Source organism: Mesorhizobium sp. M0207 (assembly GCF_040321995.1).
Classification (GTDB): domain Bacteria; phylum Pseudomonadota; class Alphaproteobacteria; order Rhizobiales; family Rhizobiaceae; genus Mesorhizobium.
In genome coordinates, this window is sequence record NZ_JAMYSQ010000008.1 from 91374 (window position 1) to 106583 (window position 15210).

The following is a 15210-nucleotide window of genomic DNA, read 5'->3' on the forward strand; positions in this document are numbered from 1 at the left end:
GCCGGTCACCCGAAAAGGATGTCTGATGCTTCGATTTGTGCTGGCGCTGCTGTTGCTTGCCGTTTCCGCCACAGCCCATGCGACGGAAGCCGGCTGGGCGCTGCTGCGCGACGGCGGGCATGTGGTCCTGCTTCGCCATGCCATGGTCACAGGCACCACCGATGCGGCCAATTTCGATCTCGGCAAATGCGCCACCCAGGTCAATCTCTCGGAGCGCGGCAAGCAACAGGCACGCAAGATCGGCGCGCTGTTTGGCGCCCGCGCCGCACCGGTCGAGCGCGTGCTGTCCAGCCGCTATTGCCGCTGCCTCGAGACCGCCCGCATTGCTTTCGAAAGCGAACCGGAGCCGTTCGCACCGCTTGACCTGCTGAAGACCGACGAAAAGGAGAAGGCCGCCCAGATCGCTGCGATCCTGGCCGAGATCCGCGGCTATTCCGGCTCCGACAATCTGGTCATGGTCACGCATCTCGAAAACATCAAGGAATTGACCGGCATCTCGCCGCGTGAAGGCGAAGCCGTGGTCGTCGAGCCGCAAGGCGACGGCCTGCGGGTACTCGGCCGCGTTACCTTCTGACCGGGCCGGAGCCGGTTGAAGTGAAAATCTAGCGTTTGGTATCTTAAGCGGAATACCGGTTCCGACCCGCGATGAGGTCTTGATCGAGTCGAAGGTCGACATTGACCCTTAGTCAGGACCAACGGGCGCTTTCAACGAAAGCGAATGCGATGCTACCGTCTCATCAGGACTTCCGAGCCGTGACAACGGGCGAGGTTTTCGTCCTCTACTTGGCCGGCCGGAGCCTCAGCGGCCGAAAAAACGCCCGGATGTCCTCGACCAGGAGTTCGGGTTGCTCAATCGCCGCGAAATGTCCTCCTTTCGGCATGTCGGTCCAGCGCTCGACACGGAAGACTCGCTCGACCCAGGAGCGAGGTGGCATAGGAAGCTCTCGGGGGAAGACTGCAACGCCGAGGGGCGGTGTTATTCGCTCCCTTGGCCCGAAGATCAGGGGGCAGAGCCGGTTCTCTTTGTAAATCCGGAGCGAGGCCTCGATCGTGTTACCGAACCAGTAGAGCGAGATGTCTGTAAGCAGCGTGTCTAGAGGGATGGCGCGTTCGAGTTCGCCTTCGCAGTCGCTCCAACTGCGGAACTTCTCGGCAATCCATGCGGCTAGCCCGATTGGGGAATCTGTCAGTGCAAAGGCTAGCGTCTGGGGCTTGGTCCCCTGCAGAAAAGCGTAGGCCCCCTCCGTTGCGGCGAAATTCGCCACACTGTCGAGGAATGCCTTCTCCTCCGGCGTGACAGGTGGGTCGTCGCGACCGAGGGTCGGGCGGAAACTGCCTGGAATGTAATTCAGGTGCAATCCGATAAGGTCGTCCGGGTAAAGCCGAGCGAGCCAGGTCGAGACGCCTGCGCCGATGTCGCCACCTTGTGCGGCGAAGCGATCATATCCCAGTTCGCGCATCAGCCCCCGCCACAGCTTCGCGACACGCTTTGAGCTAACGCCGGCCTGATGCGGCGGGGACGAGAAGCCGAAACCCGGAAGCGACGGTGCGACGACATCGAAGGCGTCCTCGGCATCCCCGCCGTATTTGGCAGGATCCGTGAGCAGCGGGATGACGTGCTCGAACTCGGCGAAGGAGCCGGGCCAGCCATGAGTGAGGATCAACGGCAAGGGTGCTGACCCCTTTCCTTTCTGGTGAACGAAATGGATGTCGCACCCGTCTATCGTGACCCTAAACTGAGGCAACAGGTTCAGACGTTTTTCGTGATCGCGCCACCTGAAATCGTACTCCCAGTAACGTGAAAGCTTTCTGAGGAAATCAACGTCAGTACCGTCGTCCCATCCGTATGCGAAGATCGACGACGGCCATCTTGTCGATTGGATACGATGCTGTAGGTACTCGATCTGTTCATCCGGGATGTGGATGTGGAAGGAATGCATGGCCACGGGTGTTGCTCCGATCAGCGGCGAAGAATTGTCCCATCATCAAGGCACAGAACGCAGGAAACTTCACTGAGCGATCGCTTTGTCCGCTGCTTGCTCGTTCCCATCTACGAGACGAAGGTAACATTCCCCCTTAGTGGCAATTCGTTTAAGTTACTTGGCGTCAGATTTTCACCGCTACCAGCCAAGCGTCGACACGGAGCTTCCATCCCTCGATCATGTCCGCGAACGCGTCCTCTGTAAGTTCGGACAGATAGGATGCTCCTGCCGGGCTCCAAGGCCGTGAACGCATAGGTAATCGACGTGCCTCCGTTAGTGGTCGGTCGGCAGGCCACCTCGACAAATCCGAAACGCGAATCCGCGTAACGCGAACATAGCGGATGCGATGCGCCAGCCGTCCACCCAAGGGTCTCTCCGATCGGCGTGAACAGCGGAAAGACGCGGTCGATCGGCCCCGAAAGCGCAATGCTGTGGCTGCGCGCAAGATGGCTCGTCATCCGCCCTCCCCGCCGGTTTCCGCCGGACGGTGGCTGTCCGCTGCGGCAAGCTCCATTTCGTAGATGCGCTTCAATTGGCCGATTGTTTCCAGGGTCGCCGCGGAGAACGGCGTCCGGCCTTCGAAAGCATGCAGCACGATGCCCTCGATGAGGTCACCCAGGCTCATGTCGCGATGCTCAGCCAGGGCCTTGAGCACCTTCACCAATCGTTTTTCCAGGCGCACCCCGGTCTGCACGCGTTCTATGGTCATAGATCTTTGTACCATGGTACATTGGTACACCCAATGATCAGAGATGGGACGGTTTCGGCATATCGCCAGGGGTTGCCAGCGACCCCTATTGCTCTGCCTGGGCAGCAATCCCATCTGCGCGCGGCGTATCAGGCCTTTTCCTGCCCGGAAAAACCGATTAGACAGCCCAAAACACATGCGGACAGATTCCGCCCGCAATCGAAGGAAAAGCCCTTGTCCACCACGTTCGACAAAGTCGCCAAGATCATCGCCGACACCAGCGAGATCGACATCGAGACGATCACGCCCGAAAGCCACACCATCGACGATCTCGGCATCGACAGCCTCGACTTCCTCGACATCGTCTTTGCCATCGACAAGGAATTCGGCATCAAGGTGCCGTTGGAAAAGTGGACGCAGGAGGTCAATGACGGCAAGGCTTCGACCGACGACTATTTCGTCATGAAGAACCTGTGCGCCAAGATCGACGCGCTCGTCGCCGCCAAGAACGCCACGTGAATACAGCGCCTGACGCGCCCGACCCACAACAGCCTCCCATGAACCCCCACGACGTCGTCATATCAGGCATCGGCCTTGTCTCGTCACTGGGCGAGGGTCCGGATGCGCATTGGCAAAAGCTCGTCCAGCCACGGCTTGAGCCGGTTCTGGAGGCCTCGCGCTTCTCGCCCTATACGGTCCATCCGCTGCCGGAGATCGACTGGAACCTGCAGATCGCCAAGCGTGGCGACCAGCGGCAGATGGAGACCTGGCAGAGGCTCGGCACCTATGCGGCCGGCCTTGCGCTCGACGATGCCGGCATCAAGGGCAATGACGAACTCTGCGCGACGATGGACATGGTGGTGGCCGCCGGCGGCGGCGAGCGCGACGAGGCGGTCGATGCGGCCATTCTCGCGGCATCGGAAAGCCGCAATGACCGCGACGTGCTGCTCAACGAGAAGCTGACCACCGAATTGCGTCCGACGCTGTTTCTGGCACAGCTTTCCAACCTGCTCGCCGGCAACATCTCGATCGTCCACAAGGTGACGGGGTCGTCGCGCACCTTCATGGGCGAGGAAGGTGCGGGCGTTGCCGCCGTCGAGACCGCGGCCGCGCGCATCCGCTCCGGCCAGTCGACGCATATTCTGGTCGGCGGCGCTTTCCAGACCGAACATTCCGACATGCTGCTCGGCTATGAACTGGCCGGCTACCTGCATCGCGGTCCGTGGCGGCCGGTCTGGCAGAGGCAAGGTGCCGAAGGCGGCGGCGTGGTGACCGGATCCGGCGGCGCGTTTCTCGTCCTGGAGCAGCGCGAGCATGCGGAAAGCCGTGGCCGGAAGATCTATGCGGAACTCGGCCCGGTCCTGTCCGGTCGCGCCAGGCGCCGGCGGGACGAACTCGACGGCGAGATCGCCGTGCTGTTGAAGCAAGCCGCATTGCCGAATGGCGAGCTGCTCGCGATCTCCGGCGCTTCGGGCGCCCATGCCGCGACCGCCGCCGAGAAATCGGCGCTCGACGCCAATCCGGCGATCGCCGCACGCGGCTTTTCGACGCTGACTGGCCACATGAAGGAAGCGCAGTTCCCCTTTGCCGTGGCGCTGGCGGCGCTGGCTGTCGACCGCAAGGCCGCCTATCCTGTCTTCGACGCCACAGTCGAAAAACCGTTTGCCGGTGTCCCGAAGACCGTCCTTGCAACGGCGATCGGCTATCACCAATTCGAGGGCATGGCGCTGATCAAAGCCGCCTAGAGCATCGGACCGAAAAGTGTGGCGCGGTTTCGGGCGATCCGACGCTCCAAGAGAAACAGGTTTTTGGACAACAAATGGCCAATCTGAACGACCACATGGGCAGGCCCATCGTCGCCGTCACCGGCATCGGCGTGGTGACGTCGCTCGGTGTTGGCAAAACCGACAATTGGGCGGCACTTACCTCAGGCAAGTCCGGCATCCATCCGATCACCCGCTTCCCGGTCGATCATCTCAACACCCGCATCTCCGGCATGGTCGATTTCCTGCCGTCGAGCTCCAAGGGCGCCAGTCTCCTCACCTATGAGCTTGCCGAAACCGCCGCCCAGGAAGCGATGTCGGAGGCCGGCCTCGATGCCGGCGATTTCGGCGGACCGCTCTTCCTCGCTTCGCCGCCGGTCGAGCTCGACTGGAGCGAGCGCTTTTCGCTCTACAATTCCGACACGCCCAATAATTCAGACAGGCACGACACCGGTGCCGAGAGGCTGCTGCGGGTAGCGCGCGGCCTCAGAGAACTCGACATCTTCGAGACCACCCAGTTCGGCTCGATTGCCGACCGGCTTGCCGACCGTTTCGGCACGCGCGGCCTGCCGATTACGCTGTCGACCGCCTGCGCTTCGGGCGCCACGGCGATCCAGCTCGGCGTCGAGGCGATCCGCCGCGGCGAATGCGACAGGGCGCTGTCGATCGGCGCCGACGGCTCGGCGACCGCCGAGGCGTTGATCCGCTTCTCGCTTCTGTCGGCGCTCTCCACCCATAACGACATCCCCGAAAAGGCCTCAAAACCCTTCTCCAAGGACCGCGACGGCTTCGTGCTCGCCGAAGGCTCGGGCGCCCTTGTGCTGGAATCGCTGGAGGCAGCACTTGCCCGCGGCGCCACCGTTCTCGGCATATTGCGCGGCTGCGGCGAAAAGGCCGACGACTTCCATCGCACCCGCTCCAAGCCGGACGGTTCGCCGGCGATCGCGGCGGTGCGCGCCGCTCTTGCCGATGCCGGCTTGAGCGAGGACGGCATCGATTATGTCAACGCCCATGGCACCTCGACGCCCGAAAACGACAAGATGGAGCATTTGTCGCTGTCGACGGTGTTCGGCGAGCGGATCTCGTCAATGCCGGTCTCGTCGAACAAGTCGATGATCGGCCATACCCTATCGGCTGCCGGTGCTGTCGAGGCCGCATTTTCGCTGATGACGATGCGCGAAAGCGTCATTCCGCCGACCATCAACTACGACAATCCCGACCCGGCAATCGTGCTCGACGTGGTGCCGAACACCAAGCGCAACGCCGAGGTCGGCACGGTCCTGTCGAACTCCTTCGGCTTCGGCGGCCAGAACACCTGCCTTGTCATGGCGCGGGAACCGGTCTAAGCGACCTTTTTCAGCCAGACTGAACCGACAGGCACCATGCGCGCATTGCAACTTATCGAGGACCGCCGCCTTGAAACGGTGGACCTGCCGCCCCCGCCGCAACCTGCGCTCGGCGAGGTGACGCTGCGCATCAAGGCCGTGGCGCTGAACCACATCGACGTCTGGGGCTGGCGCGGCATGGCTTTTGCCAAGCGCAAGCTGCCGCTGGTCGTCGGCGCCGAGGCTTCCGGCGAGGTCGAGGCGGTCGGCCCCGGCGTTTCCAGCCTTGTGCCCGGGCAATTGGTGTCGATCTATGGCGCCCGCACCTGCGGTCTTTGCCGCGCCTGCCGCGAAGGCCGCGACAATCTGTGCGGGCATGTTTCGGGCGTGCACGGCTTCCATCTCGACGGCTTTGCGCAGGAAAAGATCAACCTGCCGGCGCGCCTTCTGGTCCCAGCTCCGCCCGGCGTGAGCGAAATCGGCGCGGCGGTGGCGCCTGTCACCTTCGGCACGGTCGAGCACATGCTGTTCGACAATGCCCGGCTGCAGCCCGGCGAGACGATACTGGTCCATGCTGGCGGCTCCGGCATCGGCTCCGCCGCGATTCAGCTGGCCAAGAAGATGGGCTGCACGGTCATCACCACCGTCGGCTCGAACGACAAGATCGACAAGGCCAAGGCGCTCGGCGCCGACCACGTCATCAATTACCGCGACGACCGCTTCGAAGGCGTCGTGCGCAAGCTGACCAAGAAGAAGGGCGTCGACGTGGTGTTCGAGCATGTCGGCGCCGACACATTTGCCGCCTCGATGCTGTGCCTCAAACGCGGCGGCCGGCTGGTCACCTGCGGCTCGACCTCCGGCGTGTCGACGCAGATCAATTTGATGCAGTTATTCCAGCAGCAGCTGAAGCTGCTCGGCTCGTTCGGCTGCCGCATGGAAAACATGGCCGACGCCATGGAGAAGATGGCGGCGGGCCTGGTCGCGCCGGTGATCGACACCGAGGTCGGCTTCGACGGCATCGATGCGGCGCTGAAGCGCATGGAAGGCCGCGACGTCTTCGGCAAGATCATCCTGCGCGTCGGCTGAAATGATCGGCAACGCCTTCAGGAAGATCCGCAGGGACGTGGGATTCCGCTATGGCAGGCGGCTTCGCCAGTTCAACTACTGGCTGGTCGCGCGCGTCGCGATGATCATCATCTCCGCGCTGCGCCTGCTGCCGCCCGACAGGGCGCTCAATTTCGCCGACCGCGCTGCCCGCCGCATCGGCCCTTGGGTAGCGCGCCATCAGGTTGCCGTCGACAATCTGCGCAAGGCCTATCCGGAAAAGAGCGATGCCGAGATCGAGGCGATCGCTTCCGACATGTGGGGCAACATGGCCCGCCTGGCCGCCGAATACATCTTTCTCGACGCTTTGTTCGACTACGATCCCGCTGCGACGAAGCCGGGCCGTGTCGAGGTCAAGGGCGTGGAGCATTTCGTGCGCATCGCGGGCGAGGACAAGCCGCATATCGTCTTCACCGGGCATCTCGGCAATTTCGAGCTGCTGCCGGTGGCTGCGGCGACCTTCGGCATGAACATCACGGCGCTGTTTCGCCCGCCCAACAACCCTTACCTCGCCGAGTACATCCTCTCGACCCGCCGCTCGAGCATGGGATCGCTGCTGCCGTCTTCGACCGGTGCCTCGTTCGCGCTTGCGGCCATCCTCGAGAAAGGCGGCAATATCGGCGTGCTGGTCGACCAAAAATTCACCGGCGGGCTCGAGACGACATTCTTCGGCCGCCCCTGCGAGAGCAACCGCGTCCTCGGCACCCTGGCGCGGCACTACGATTGCGATGTCTACCCGGCGCGCTGCGTACGCCTGCCGAACAACCGTTTCCGGCTCGAGATCGAGGACAAGCTCACCTTGCCGCGCACCGCCGGCGGCAGTGTCGACGTCCCCGCCACCACCCAGCTTCTCAACGACGTGGTCGAGCGCTGGGTGCGCGAAGACCCCGGCCAGTGGATGTGGTTCCACAAGCGCTGGGAGATCAGCGGCCGCAAAAAGCGTCGGCCACCGACAATGCGCGACAAACCCGCCTGAGCGCACCATCTTTTTTGGGTGCAAGCCTTATTTTGTTCTTGCTTTGTGCCGGCAGCTATGCTACTAATTTCGGTATGGTGCTATTTGGCCCCAACGAACCCGCCGCTCCGGCGGGTTTTTTATTGCGGGCCGAGGAGCAGGCCCTAATTCGTCACGAGAATCCGCGTATTGCCGAAGCCGGCTTCGCGCACCATCGAATAGAACGCGGCGGCGTTGCTGGGGTGGAGGCGCACACAGCCATGCGATGCCGGGCGCCCCAATTGCCGGATCGCGCCGGTGCCGTGGATGGCATAGCCGCCGCGGAAGAACACCGAATAGGGCATCGGCGACATGTCGTATTTACGCGAATACCACATCCGGGCCGTCCGCTGTGGCCGGTAACTGCCGCGCGGCGTGATGTAGCCCTTGCGGGCGGTGGAAACGCTCCACCGATAATACGAAAGCCCGTATCTTACCGTCATCGTCTGTGAGGAAATATCGATGTTCGCGACCAGGCTGGCCGCACGGCTCTCGAACGACGAACCGAACAGCATCGCTACTAATGCCGCTGCCATGAGAACAGTGTTTTTCATGCAATCAAACCCCTTTGATGCCCCTTGCCTGCCTGCCGTCACGCTGTTCTCCAGCGTTTTGATGGCAAGCCAGCGAGCTAACACCTACTCCCTGACGATTTCACCAATCCAAAGCAGCGAATTTGAACGATTTCCCGCAATAGTTGCCGTAACGACACGCAATCGCCTCGCAATTCGCCATCGGGCTTGCAAAACCGCCTCATCCGCTGCTCAATTCGCCGAATGAACGAACCGAACGAACGGCTCCTCAAGGCTATCGATGACCGAGCCGATGATCTGGTTGCCCTGACTGCGGATCTGATCCGCTTTCCGACCATCAATCCGCCCGGCGAAGCCTATCGGCCATGTGCCGAATTTATCGGCGCGCGGCTGAAGAGGCGCGGTTTCGAGATCGAATTCATCCGTGCCGAAGGCACGCCCGGCGACACTGACCATTATCCGCGCGTCAACGTCGTCGCCCGTTTCGATGGCCGGGCGCCGGGTGCTTGCGTGCACTTCAATTCGCACATCGACGTCGTCGAGCCCGGCGACGGCTGGAGCCTCGATCCGTTCGCCGGCATCGTCAGGGATGGCAAGGTCTATGGCCGCGGCGCATGCGACATGAAAGGCGGGCTTGCCGCCTCGATCATCGCCGCTGAAGCCTTCATGGAGGTGTTTCCCGATTTTCCCGGCGCCATCGAGATTTCAGGCACGGTCGACGAGGAGTCCGGCGGCTTCGGCGGCGTCGCGCATCTGGCCAAGCTCGGCTATTTCTCCAGGCCGAAGGTCGACCACGTCATCATTCCCGAGCCGCTCAACAAGGATCGCATCTGCCTTGGCCATCGCGGCGTCTGGTGGGCGGAAATTGAGACCAAGGGCGAGATCGCGCACGGCTCGATGCCGTTCCTCGGCGACAATGCGGTGCGCCATATGGGCGCCGTGCTGCGGGCCTTCGAAGACGAATTGTTTCCGGCGCTCGACCGCAAGATGACGCGCATGCCGGTCGTGCCCGAAGGCGCAAAACGCTCGACCATGAACATCAACTCGATCCATGGCGGCCAGACGGAGGATTTCCGGCCCGGCCTGCCCTCGCCCAACGTGCCCGATTCCTGCCGGCTGACCATCGACCGCCGCTTCCTGCTCGAAGAGGATCTCGCTGCGGTCAAGAGCGAGGTGACCGATATCCTCGAACGGCTGAAGCGCGAGCGCAAAAAGTTCGATTACGAAATCCGCGATCTGATGGAGGTGCTGCCGCTGATGACCGAGCGCGACGCGCCGGTGGTTAAGGCGGTCGCGCAAGGCATCATGGAGATATTCGACCGCGAACCGGATTACGTGATTTCGCCCGGCACCTACGACCAGAAGCACATCGCCCGGATCGGCCACATCTATGACTGCATCGCCTATGGCCCGGGCATTCTCGATCTCGCCCACCGGCCCGACGAATGGGTCGGCATTGCCGACATGCTGGACTCGGCAAAGGTGATGGCGATCGGCCTCGGCGTGCTGCTGAGGGGCGCCGGCCCGCCATGATCCGGCCATGGGCGGAAAAACATTCCTCCCGGCGTCGGCACACGGTACGAAACGCAATTTACTCGGCGGCGAATTCACGCTTCTATCCGCCCGGGTTTGAGCACGTGTTTTAGACATGGGGAGTTGCACGATGAAATTGTGGAAAACCATTCTGGCCGCCGCGGCGCTGGCGTTGGCCGCCGGGACCTCAGCGATGGCCGCGCGCACCGACCTGGTCATCGGCATTACGCTCGAACCCCCGCATCTCGACCCGACCGCGGGTGCCGCCGCGGCAATCGACGAGGTACTCTATGCCAATGTCTTCGAGGGCCTGACCCGCATCGGCCCGAACGGCGAGGTGCTGCCCGATCTCGCGCAAAGCTGGAGCATTTCCGACGACGGCAAGGTCTACACTTTCAAGCTGCATACAGGCGTGAAATTCCATGACGGCACCGACTTCAACGCCGACGACGTGAAATTCTCGCTCGACCGTGCCCGCGCCGACAATTCCGTCAACGCGCAAAAGGCCCTGTTTGCCGCCATCGACAAGGTCGAGGTCGTCGATCCCGCGACGGTGAAGGTCACGCTGAAGAACCCGCAAGGCTCGTTCCTCTACAATATGGGCTGGGGCGACGCGGTGATCGTGGCGCCTGAGACAGCCGACACCAACAAGGAAAAACCGATCGGCACCGGCCCGTTCAAGTTCCAGAACTGGGCCAAGGGCTCATCGATCACGCTGGTCAAGTCGGATAATTACTGGGGCGCCCCGGTATTTCTCGACAAGGCCGAGTTCCGCATCATTCCGGATGCCGCCGCCGCCGTTCCGGCGCTGCTTTCCGGCGACGTTCAGGCCTTTCCGTTCTTCGACCCCGACAGCGTCGCCCAGGTCAAGGACGATCCGCGCTTCAAGGTGGTGATCGGCTCGACCGAGGGTGAAACCATCCTGTCGATCAACAACAAGAAGCCGCCCTTCGACAAGCTGCAAGTCAGGCAGGCGATTTCCTTTGCGCTCGATCGCAAGGCGATCATCGACGGCGCCTCGGCCGGCCTAGGCGTGCCGATCGGCTCGCACATGTCGCCCGCCAGCAAGGCCTATGTCGACCTCACCGGCCTCTATCCGCACAATGTGGAAAAGGCCAAGGAGTTGCTGAAGGAAGCCGGCCTGGAGAATGGCTTCAAGGCGACGCTCAAGCTGCCGCCGCCCTCCTATGCGCGGCTTGGTGGCGAGATCATCGCCTCCGAGCTTCGCGAAATCGGCATCGATCTCGAGATTATCCCGGTCGAATGGGCACAGTGGCTGGACCAGGTCTTCACCAAGAAGGATTACGACCTGACCATCGTTTCCCACACCGAGCCCAATGACATCGATATCTATTCGCGCAAGGACTATTACTTCAACTACGACAATCCGGCCTTCGACAAGATCATCGACGAGCTGAACCTTACCTCCGACGAGGCCAAGCGCATGACGCTGCTCGGCGAGGCGCAGAAGGTCCTGGCAGACGACGCCGTGGTCGGCTTCCTCTACGAATTGCCGAAGGTCGGCGTCTGGGACGCCAAACTGCAGGGCCTGTGGGAAAACGCCCCGATCCAGGCCAACGACCTGACCAAGGTGAAGTGGACGGATTGAGCGGGTCGCTGACAGAAGGGCGAAAGTTGCACTCCGTCCCACCCCCCTCTGCCCTGCCGGGCATCTCCCCCTCAAGGGGGGGGATTGAGCCCTCACCGCCGCTTTCGCTAACCACTAGCGTTGCAGGGACAGTGCCGGCGTGGAAACTGCGAATCTCCCCCCTTGAGGGGGAGATGTCCGGCAGGACAGAGGGGGGTGGGACGGAGTGCAACTTTCGCCCAGTGCTTGCACCGGTCTCCTCATGACCGCCTACCTCCTCAAGCGCCTCGTCATCGCCGTCGTCACGCTGGTTCTGGCCTCGATGGTGGTCTTTGCCGTGCTGGAGATCATTCCCGGCGACCCGGCGCGGCTGATGCTTGGCCTGAACGCCAGCGCCGACCAGATCGAATTGCTGCGCAACCAGATGGGTCTCAACGCTCCCGTCGTGCTGCGCTATCTGCATTGGGCCGGCGGCTTGCTGAGCCTCGATTTCGGCCGTTCCTATACCTATTCGGTGCCGGTCATCGATCTGGTCCGTGAGCGTCTCGTCGTCTCGCTGCCGCTGGCGCTGATGGCGCTGGCGCTGTCCACAGTCATTGCCATCCCGGTCGGGCTGTTTTCCGCCAGCCGGCGCGGCCGGGCCGGCGACACGGTTGCGATGGGCGCCGCCCAGCTTGGCGTCGCCGTGCCCAATTTCTGGTTTGCGCTGATGCTGATCTATCTGTTCGCCGTCTGGCTGCGGCTGGTGCCGGGCGGCGGTTTTCCCGGCTGGGGCGCCGGCGTCTGGCCGGCGCTGAAGTCGCTGCTCCTGCCGGCGGTCGCCCTCGCTCTGCCGCAGGCGGCGATCCTCGCCCGGGTCACCCGCTCGGCGCTGATTGAAGTGCTGAATGAGGATTACATCCGCACCGCCCGCGCCAAGGGCCTGCCCTATCGTCTTGTCTTGTGGCGGCATGCGCTGCGCAACGCCTTGATCCCGGTGGTCACCATTCTAGGCCTGCAATTCGCCTTCCTGCTTGCCGGCACCATCATCATCGAGAACGTCTTCTATTTGCCCGGCCTCGGCCGGCTGGTGTTCCAGGCAATCAACCAGCGTGACCTGATCGTGGTCGAGAGCGTCGTCATGCTGCTGGTTGCCGCCGTCATCATCGTCAATTTCGTTGTCGATCTCTCCTATGCGGTGGTCGATCCGCGCCTGAGAGGCAGGCAATGACGCTGCACATCGACATCCCCGACGAGAACCTTGCCGGCATCCTGGCCAAGGCGTTTCGAAACCGTTCGTTCCTCGCCGGCTTCGTCGTCACCGCACTGGTGGCTGCGGTCGCGATCCTCTCCTTCGTGTGGACGCCTTACGACGTCACCAGGCTGGTCATTTCCGACAAGACCCAGGCGCCGTCGCTGGCGCACTGGTTCGGCACCGACCATTTCGGTCGCGACATCCTGTCGATGATCATGGTTGGCGCCCGCAACTCGATTGCCGTGGCGCTGGTGGCGGTCGGCATCGGCATGGGCGTCGGCGTGCCGCTCGGCGCCTTCGCTGCGGCGCGCGGCGGCATCGCCGATGACGTGCTGATGCGGCTGAACGACCTGGTCTTCGCCTTTCCGGCGCTGCTTTCGGCAATCATGATCACTGCCATCTTCGGGCCCGGCGCGTTCAACGCCATCATTGCCATCGGCATCTTCAACATCCCGGTGTTCGCGCGCGTCGCCCGCGCCGGCGCCCTGGCGATCTGGCCGCGCGAATTCATCCTCGCCGCCCGCGCCGCCGGCAAGAGCAGGACGCTGATCAGCATCGAACATGTGCTGCCCAACATCGCCACGCTGCTGCTGGTGCAAGGCACCATCCAGTTCGCGCTGGGCATACTGGCCGAAGCGGGCTTGTCCTACGTCGGGCTGGGCACCCAGCCGCCGATGCCGAGCTGGGGCCGCATGCTGTTCGACGCCCAGACCCGCATGGTGGTGGCGCCGTGGATGGCGATCTTTCCCGGGATGGCGATCGTCGTCACCGTGCTTGGCCTGAACCTGCTTGGCGACGGCATTGCCGACATTCTCGATCCGAAGTCGCGGCGGCAGCGATGAGCCTGCTCGAAATCGAGAAGCTGTCGCTGGCCATCGGCGGCACGCCCATCCTCAGGGACATCGAGCTGTCCGTGGCGCCCGGCGAAGTGATGGGGCTGGTCGGCGAATCCGGCTCCGGCAAGTCGATGACTGCGCTCACCGTGATGCAGCTCTTGCCCTGGGCGGCACGCGCCACGGGACGCGTTACCTTCGACGGCATCGATATTCTGGCGGCGAGCGAGGACCAGATGTGCGCGCTGCGCGGCGACGACATCGGCATGGTGTTCCAGGAGCCGATGACGGCGCTCAACCCGGTCAAGACCATTGGCGAGCAGGTCGCCGAAGGTATTCGCTGGCACACCAGGGCGAGCCGCGCGGACGCCGAGCAACGGGCGCGAAAAATGCTCGACCGGGTCGGCTTGCCGGCGGCGCAGTTCCCGCTGTCGCGTTATCCGCATGAGCTGTCCGGAGGCCAGCGCCAGCGCGTCGTCATCGCCATCGCCTGTGCGCTGAAGCCCAAGCTGCTGATCGCCGACGAGCCGACGACCGCGCTCGACGTGGTGCTGCAGGCGCAGATCCTCGACCTGCTGCGCGACCTCGTAGCGGAAAACCGCATGGGTCTTCTGCTCATCTCGCACGACCTCGCAGTGGTGACCGAGATGGCGGACCGCATCACCATCCTGCGCCATGGCGAGGTCATGGAGGCCGGCGATACCGCGCGCACGCTGTCCGAACAGCTTCATCCCTACACGCGACAGCTGGCGCAGGCCTCGATGCATGTGCCGGCGCGGGCCCGCACACACGACAGCGGATCGGCCAAACCGCTGCTTCAGGTAGAGAGCGTAACGCGGGATTATCCGGGACGGCGCATATCCCTGTTTAAACGCGCGGCTGCCATCCGCGCCGTCGACGATGTCTCCTTCTCGATGGCGCCCGGCCGGTCGGTGGCGCTCGTCGGCCGTTCCGGCTGCGGCAAGTCGACGCTTGCCCGCATGGTTCTGGCACTCGACAAGCCGACATCGGGAACCATCCGCTTCCGCGGCGATATCCTCACCGACAAGAGCGAGGCGGAGCTGAAGCCGGCACGGCGCGACATGCAGGTCGTGTTCCAGGACCCGTACGGCTCGTTCGACCCACGCCAGAAGGTCGAGAGATTGGTGGCCGAGCCGCTGCATGTGCTGGAGAAGAAGCCGGCGCCCGCCGCGCGGCGCGAGATGGTGGCGTATGCGCTGCACGAGGTCGGCCTCTCACCAGGCGACATGGACAAGTATCCGCATGAGTTTTCGGGCGGCCAGCGCCAGCGCCTTTCGATCGCCCGCGCCATCATCACGCGGCCGAAACTGGTCGTCGCCGACGAGCCGGTCTCGGCGCTCGATGTCTCGATCCGCGCGCAGATCCTCGATCTGTTCGCCGACCTCAACCAGAAGCTCGGCATCGCCTATCTGTTCATCACCCATGATCTGACCGTCGCCCGCGCCATCACCGACGAGGTGATGGTCATGCATGACGGCAAGATCGTCGAGCGCGGCAGGACGAGCGAAGTACTTGACCACCCGCAGTCCGAGGCGGCCAAGGCGCTGGTCACTGCTGCTCCAGACCTGCACCGGGCGATCGCGAAACGACTGCAGGAACAGGGGTGAGCGGC

The 15210-nt window shown here is 63.3% G+C and carries 14 protein-coding genes; 11 read left to right on the forward strand and 3 right to left on the reverse strand.

Annotation, left to right across the window (positions count from 1 at the left end; all coding sequences use genetic code 11):
- Positions 1–25 precede the first annotated feature (25 nt).
- Positions 26–574: a histidine phosphatase family protein gene (locus NKJ15_RS13830; protein ID WP_352470325.1), complete on the forward strand. Its 549-nt coding sequence runs from the start codon at positions 26–28 to the stop codon at positions 572–574.
- Between the two features lie 205 nt (positions 575–779).
- Here NKJ15_RS13830 and NKJ15_RS13835 read toward each other — a convergent pair whose 3' ends face one another.
- Complete coding sequence (locus NKJ15_RS13835; protein WP_352815835.1) at positions 780–1940, reverse strand: epoxide hydrolase family protein; 1161 nt, start codon at positions 1938–1940, stop codon at positions 780–782.
- Positions 1941–2436: 496 nt separating this feature from the next.
- Positions 2437–2691: a ribbon-helix-helix domain-containing protein gene (locus tag NKJ15_RS13840; protein ID WP_352470324.1), complete on the reverse strand. Its 255-nt coding sequence runs from the start codon at positions 2689–2691 to the stop codon at positions 2437–2439.
- Positions 2692–2904: 213 nt separating this feature from the next.
- Between NKJ15_RS13840 and NKJ15_RS13845 the strand changes: the two genes are divergently transcribed.
- The 5 genes from NKJ15_RS13845 (at position 2905) to NKJ15_RS13865 (ending at position 7838) form a co-directional block, all read left to right on the forward strand.
- Positions 2905–3189: an acyl carrier protein gene (locus tag NKJ15_RS13845; protein ID WP_023719977.1), complete on the forward strand. Its 285-nt coding sequence runs from the start codon at positions 2905–2907 to the stop codon at positions 3187–3189.
- Between the two features lie 38 nt (positions 3190–3227).
- Positions 3228–4415 (forward strand): beta-ketoacyl-ACP synthase, encoded by a 1188-nt coding sequence (locus NKJ15_RS13850; protein ID WP_352500919.1) that lies wholly within the window; start codon positions 3228–3230, stop codon positions 4413–4415.
- A 74-nt stretch (positions 4416–4489) separates the two neighbouring features.
- The gene (locus NKJ15_RS13855; RefSeq protein ID WP_352815745.1) at positions 4490–5779 is read left to right on the forward strand and encodes a beta-ketoacyl-ACP synthase; all 1290 of its coding nucleotides are present in this window, start codon (positions 4490–4492) and stop codon (positions 5777–5779) included.
- Between the two features lie 36 nt (positions 5780–5815).
- Positions 5816–6844 carry a zinc-binding dehydrogenase gene (locus NKJ15_RS13860; protein WP_352815747.1) on the forward strand — a complete coding sequence of 343 codons (1029 nt, stop codon included), beginning with the start codon at positions 5816–5818 and terminating at the stop codon, positions 6842–6844.
- A 1-nt stretch (position 6845) separates the two neighbouring features.
- Positions 6846–7838 (forward strand): lipid A biosynthesis lauroyl acyltransferase, encoded by a 993-nt coding sequence (locus tag NKJ15_RS13865; protein ID WP_352815748.1) that lies wholly within the window; start codon positions 6846–6848, stop codon positions 7836–7838.
- Positions 7839–7981: 143 nt separating this feature from the next.
- On the opposite strand, the gene NKJ15_RS13870 is transcribed toward NKJ15_RS13865, so the two are convergent.
- Positions 7982–8410: a L,D-transpeptidase gene (locus tag NKJ15_RS13870; RefSeq protein ID WP_352470461.1), complete on the reverse strand. Its 429-nt coding sequence runs from the start codon at positions 8408–8410 to the stop codon at positions 7982–7984.
- A 222-nt stretch (positions 8411–8632) separates the two neighbouring features.
- On the opposite strand from NKJ15_RS13870, the gene NKJ15_RS13875 reads away from it, so the two are divergent.
- The 5 genes from NKJ15_RS13875 (at position 8633) to NKJ15_RS13895 (ending at position 15205) form a co-directional block, all read left to right on the forward strand.
- On the forward strand, positions 8633–9922 hold the full coding sequence (locus NKJ15_RS13875; protein WP_352815749.1) for an acetylornithine deacetylase/succinyl-diaminopimelate desuccinylase family protein: 1290 nt from the start codon (positions 8633–8635) through the stop codon (positions 9920–9922).
- A gap of 130 nt (positions 9923–10052) precedes the next feature.
- Positions 10053–11531 (forward strand): ABC transporter substrate-binding protein, encoded by a 1479-nt coding sequence (locus tag NKJ15_RS13880; protein WP_352680003.1) that lies wholly within the window; start codon positions 10053–10055, stop codon positions 11529–11531.
- Between the two features lie 241 nt (positions 11532–11772).
- A complete protein-coding gene (locus tag NKJ15_RS13885) occupies positions 11773–12720 on the forward strand; it encodes an ABC transporter permease (protein WP_352815751.1) in 948 nt (315 codons plus the stop codon).
- Complete coding sequence (locus NKJ15_RS13890; RefSeq protein ID WP_352680000.1) at positions 12717–13586, forward strand: ABC transporter permease; 870 nt, start codon at positions 12717–12719, stop codon at positions 13584–13586. Before NKJ15_RS13885 ends, NKJ15_RS13890 begins: the two co-directional genes overlap by 4 nt.
- On the forward strand, positions 13583–15205 hold the full coding sequence (locus NKJ15_RS13895) for an ABC transporter ATP-binding protein (protein WP_352815753.1): 1623 nt from the start codon (positions 13583–13585) through the stop codon (positions 15203–15205). Before NKJ15_RS13890 ends, NKJ15_RS13895 begins: the two co-directional genes overlap by 4 nt.
- Positions 15206–15210 lie beyond the last annotated feature (5 nt).